The 3,357-nt window shown below is 55.1% G+C and carries 4 protein-coding genes and 3 tRNA genes; 4 read left to right on the top strand and 3 right to left on the bottom strand.

What is annotated here, in order from left to right; translation table 11 throughout:
• The 3 genes from ENN40_00410 to ENN40_00400 all read right to left on the bottom strand — a co-directional run.
• The coding region (locus ENN40_00410; protein HDP93806.1) for a DUF2924 domain-containing protein at window positions 1-131 on the bottom strand (131 nt) is incomplete at its 3' end.
• A gap of 67 nt (window positions 132-198) precedes the next feature.
• Window positions 199-420, bottom strand: a complete 222-nt coding sequence (locus ENN40_00405; GenBank protein ID HDP93805.1) for a hypothetical protein — start codon at window positions 418-420, stop codon at window positions 199-201.
• Between the two features lie 509 nt (window positions 421-929).
• Window positions 930-1,005 (bottom strand) — tRNA-Asn (locus tag ENN40_00400).
• A 122-nt stretch (window positions 1,006-1,127) separates the two neighbouring features.
• On the opposite strand from ENN40_00400, the gene ENN40_00395 reads away from it, so the two are divergent.
• The 4 genes from ENN40_00395 to ENN40_00380 all read left to right on the top strand — a co-directional run bounded on the left by ENN40_00395 (window position 1,128) and on the right by ENN40_00380 (window position 2,825).
• Window positions 1,128-1,202: transfer RNA gene (locus ENN40_00395), tRNA-Gly, on the top strand.
• 9 nt (window positions 1,203-1,211) lie between these two features.
• A tRNA-Cys gene (locus ENN40_00390) sits at window positions 1,212-1,286 on the top strand.
• Window positions 1,287-1,438: 152 nt separating this feature from the next.
• A complete protein-coding gene (locus ENN40_00385; GenBank protein ID HDP93804.1) occupies window positions 1,439-1,774 on the top strand; it encodes an MTH1187 family thiamine-binding protein in 336 nt (111 codons plus the stop codon).
• Window position 1,775: 1 nt separating this feature from the next.
• Window positions 1,776-2,825: an aminotransferase class I/II-fold pyridoxal phosphate-dependent enzyme gene (locus ENN40_00380; GenBank protein HDP93803.1), complete on the top strand. Its 1,050-nt coding sequence runs from the start codon at window positions 1,776-1,778 to the stop codon at window positions 2,823-2,825.
• Window positions 2,826-3,357: the final 532 nt, after the last annotated feature.

Raw genomic sequence — 3,357 nt, 5'->3', positions numbered from 1 at the left:
ATTCGCTTGCGCAGAAACTCCTTATGGTAGGAGCGGGTCTCTTCTCCGAAGACCTCGAGGTACTTGTCCCGGAGTTCTCCGACGGTCATCCGGGAGAGCCCCTGGACCTCTTGATACGTTGCTGCTTCCATCCGAAACCTCCTTGGTTCATGGGCTTCGCCCCGGCGGGCGGTCCGTCCGCACCGCAATCCCAGGGCGTTAACTCGTGAATGAATGAAGGCTTCGGTGGCCCGAAACATCAAGGCGTTTCTCCGTAAACGCCTCAGATTCTTCGACTTGCGCTACATGCACCGCCTCGGTATCCGATTCGGGGGCAAGTCGGCGGCCGTTGCGGTGGCGCATGTAGCCTCTGGCCAGCATCGTAGCGATCTCCGACATCACCTCGTCGACCGAGATTGGGACGTGTTCGTTGGCCGGCATCCGGTCCTCCTTTTGCGGGAGGCTGGGGAAGGGCCCGCCGTGGATGCCGCAGGGCTGGGATAGGCCGCTTATTGAAAAGGCCGTTGGAGCCCGTCCGACACCACTCGAAGGCGATGTCGTCGGCACCCACAACGGTCTCCGTTCTCACGGCCGTTTCCGCTGTCTGGTAATCCGTCTTCGCCGGACCCACTGGTCCGGCTTTCGGCAGATACCTACCGGAGGGGAGTTCGAAATGTCGAAGCGGGTGCCCGGATGCAACCGGGCTGTTAAACAAGGCGACTCGAAAAACGGAGAACGGGAGAATTCGGAAAGGACATTTTCGGTGAGCGCCCGCAACCCCCAGGGTTGCACCTGAACCCCGGACGGCGGGCTTCGAAACGGAGAATCGGGAAGGATGTGAAGGGTGGCGTAAGTGGGCGTGAGTACGGCAGAAACGACGAGACCCCGAGGGGATGAACCCACGGGGTCTTGCGTTAACTAAGCACCGCCGAAATCAGCGGATTGAATTTTGGCTCCCCAGCACGGATTTGAACCGCGAACCTAGTGGTTAACAGCCACCCGCTCTGCCGATTGAGCTACTGGGGAACCCGAAACAAGAGTGTACCCGAATAGGCCCTGACTGTCAATATGGAAGGGGCATTTTTCGTCTCTATCTCAACTTGACAAAATCAGCACCATCCGGTATGCTTGGGTTTCGCTGAAAATGGGCGGGAATAGCTCAGTGGTAGAGCGCGACCTTGCCAAGGTCGAAGTCGCGGGTTCGAATCCCGTTTCCCGCTCCAATCATACTTGGCGGCGTAGCCAAGTGGTAAGGCAGCGGTCTGCAAAACCGCTATTCATCGGTTCAAATCCGGTCGCCGCCTCCATTTTCCTTTTGAATTCAGTCACTGATTCAGTTTTCTCATATTCAAGTATAAAGCGCCAAAGATGTGCCATTCATGATGAAACCTGTTGAAAATATTTCCAATTTTCCGTATTTACTTACTTAAAAGCACCGTCCCCAGAATCAGGAGGTTTTATGCGCAATGTAATCGCCCAAGTTACAGTTGTTCCCCTCGGAACTGACTCCACTTCCCTTTCCGCCTGGGTGGCGGGTGTTGAGAAAGTTCTGGATGATTTCCCGGATATCCGGCGACAGCTCTGTCCCATGAGCACCGTTCTGGAGGGCGAACTGGATCGCATTCTGGAAGCGGTCAGACGCATGCACGAAGCGCCTTTCCTGGAAGGGGCCCGGCGCGTATCCACTCATCTGAATATTGATGATCGCAGGGATAAAGCCATTACCATGGAAGGAAAAGTGCGGGCGGTTAGAGAAAAATTAATGGTGTCCGGGCCGGGCGCCGGGGAGAAATAAGATGTCATACCAGGGAATATCTGATTTTCGATCGGATACAGTTACACGACCCACTCCGGAGATGCGTCGCGTCATGTCGACCGCGCCGGTTGGAGACGATGTCCACGGCGACGATCCAACGGTCAACCGCCTGCAGGACCTGGCGGCGGAAATGACCGGAAAAGAGGCGGCGATCTTTGTTCCCTCCGGCACAATGGGCAACACCATCGCCTTGATCCTGGGTGTCGGTGAAGGAATGGAAGTCATTATGGAAGAAAGGTGCCATATATTCAATTACGAAGCGGGAAACGTCTCGCGCATTGCCCGCAGCCTGCCGCGAATCCTGCCTTCTGAAGACGGCGCCATCCCGCTGGAGCTGCTTGAGTCATCCATCCATACCGCCATGCGGGTACACTGCCCCCCCACCCGGGCCATCTGCCTGGAAAACACCCATAATCTGCATGGCGGAACGGTTTTGACTCCGGAGTACATGCAACAGGTAAAGGAACTGGCCGATCGTCACCACCTGCATGTCCACCTGGACGGCGCCCGCGTGTTTAACGCTTCGGTCGCACTCGGCGTACCGGTGGCGAAAATTGCGGCGCATGTCGATACCATGATGTTCTGCTTGTCGAAGGGTTTGTGCGCCCCGATCGGCTCGCTGTTGGTGGGCAATCGCGAACTGATTAACGAGGCCATATCCGTGCGCAAGTATCTGGGAGGCGCCATGCGTCAGGCGGGAATCGTGGCCGCGGCGGGGATCCTGTCGCTCCAGACCATGGTGGATCGTCTGGCGGATGACCATGATCGGGCCGCCCGGCTTGCACGCGGGCTGGGAGGACTGCCCGGGGTCAAAGTAGACTTGGAAAGCGTTCAGACCAATTTCGTCATGCTGGAACTTGAACTCCTGACTGCGCAGGAGTTCCTGGAGCGGTTAAGAGAACACCGGGTCTGGGCCCTGCCTTTCAGCGACCGCACCATCCGCTTCTGCACGCACAATGATATCGATGATGCCGACGTGGACCGCGCCATCGATGCCATTGCCGCGGTGATGAAAGAATCGGTGAATTAAATGAAAATTAATTGATTGCAAAGGAATAAGGACCAAGAAAAGCGGAAACTAAGCGGTCTCTCTGCTTTTGCAATCCTATAATATCCAATCTTTCGTATTTGCATACTTTCAGGCAGCATCCCCTGCAACCCAGTAAAGCCTAGGAGTTGGTCTCGGCACGGCAGTACTGAAAAGTCCAGTCGATAAAACAGGCACCCAAAAACCAGCCATTGGGCCCCTGGCCGGCTTCTCCCATCTTGCAGAACAAAAGGACGCTTTCTTCAGGCCGAGTACGCTGGATCACCAATAGTTGCGGCTTAACCCAACCTGATTTGCTCTTAACTTTTTGAATGTTCATCACTCAGCTGAAAAGAATCTTGCATATTTCAATTGTTTTCTGCATAAATATGAATCCTTTCCCCTCTTCAACTTTTGGTTCTATTACGTTTCGTGTGGGTAAACATATATTGGGAATCAGTAAGCAGTTGTGAGGAAGAGTACCCGCAGGGCATAAAGCATAAGCGAACGCAAACGGCAGGTTCCGGGGCCCCAT

It is taken from the genome of Candidatus Aminicenantes bacterium, assembly GCA_011049425.1.
Taxonomy (GTDB): Bacteria; Acidobacteriota; Aminicenantia; order UBA2199; family UBA2199; genus UBA876.
This window is presented reverse-complemented; position numbering and strand designations above follow the sequence as displayed.

What these genes read in the sequence shown, in the direction of transcription:
- ENN40_00385 (HDP93804.1), top strand. Translation starts at nt 1,439, where the DNA reads ATGCGCAATGTAATCGCCCAAGTTACAGTTGTTCCCCTCGGAACTGAC.
- ENN40_00405 (HDP93805.1), bottom strand. Translation starts at nt 420, where the DNA reads ATGCCGGCCAACGAACACGTCCCAATCTCGGTCGACGAGGTGATGTCG.
- ENN40_00380 (HDP93803.1), top strand. Translation starts at nt 1,776, where the DNA reads ATGTCATACCAGGGAATATCTGATTTTCGATCGGATACAGTTACACGA.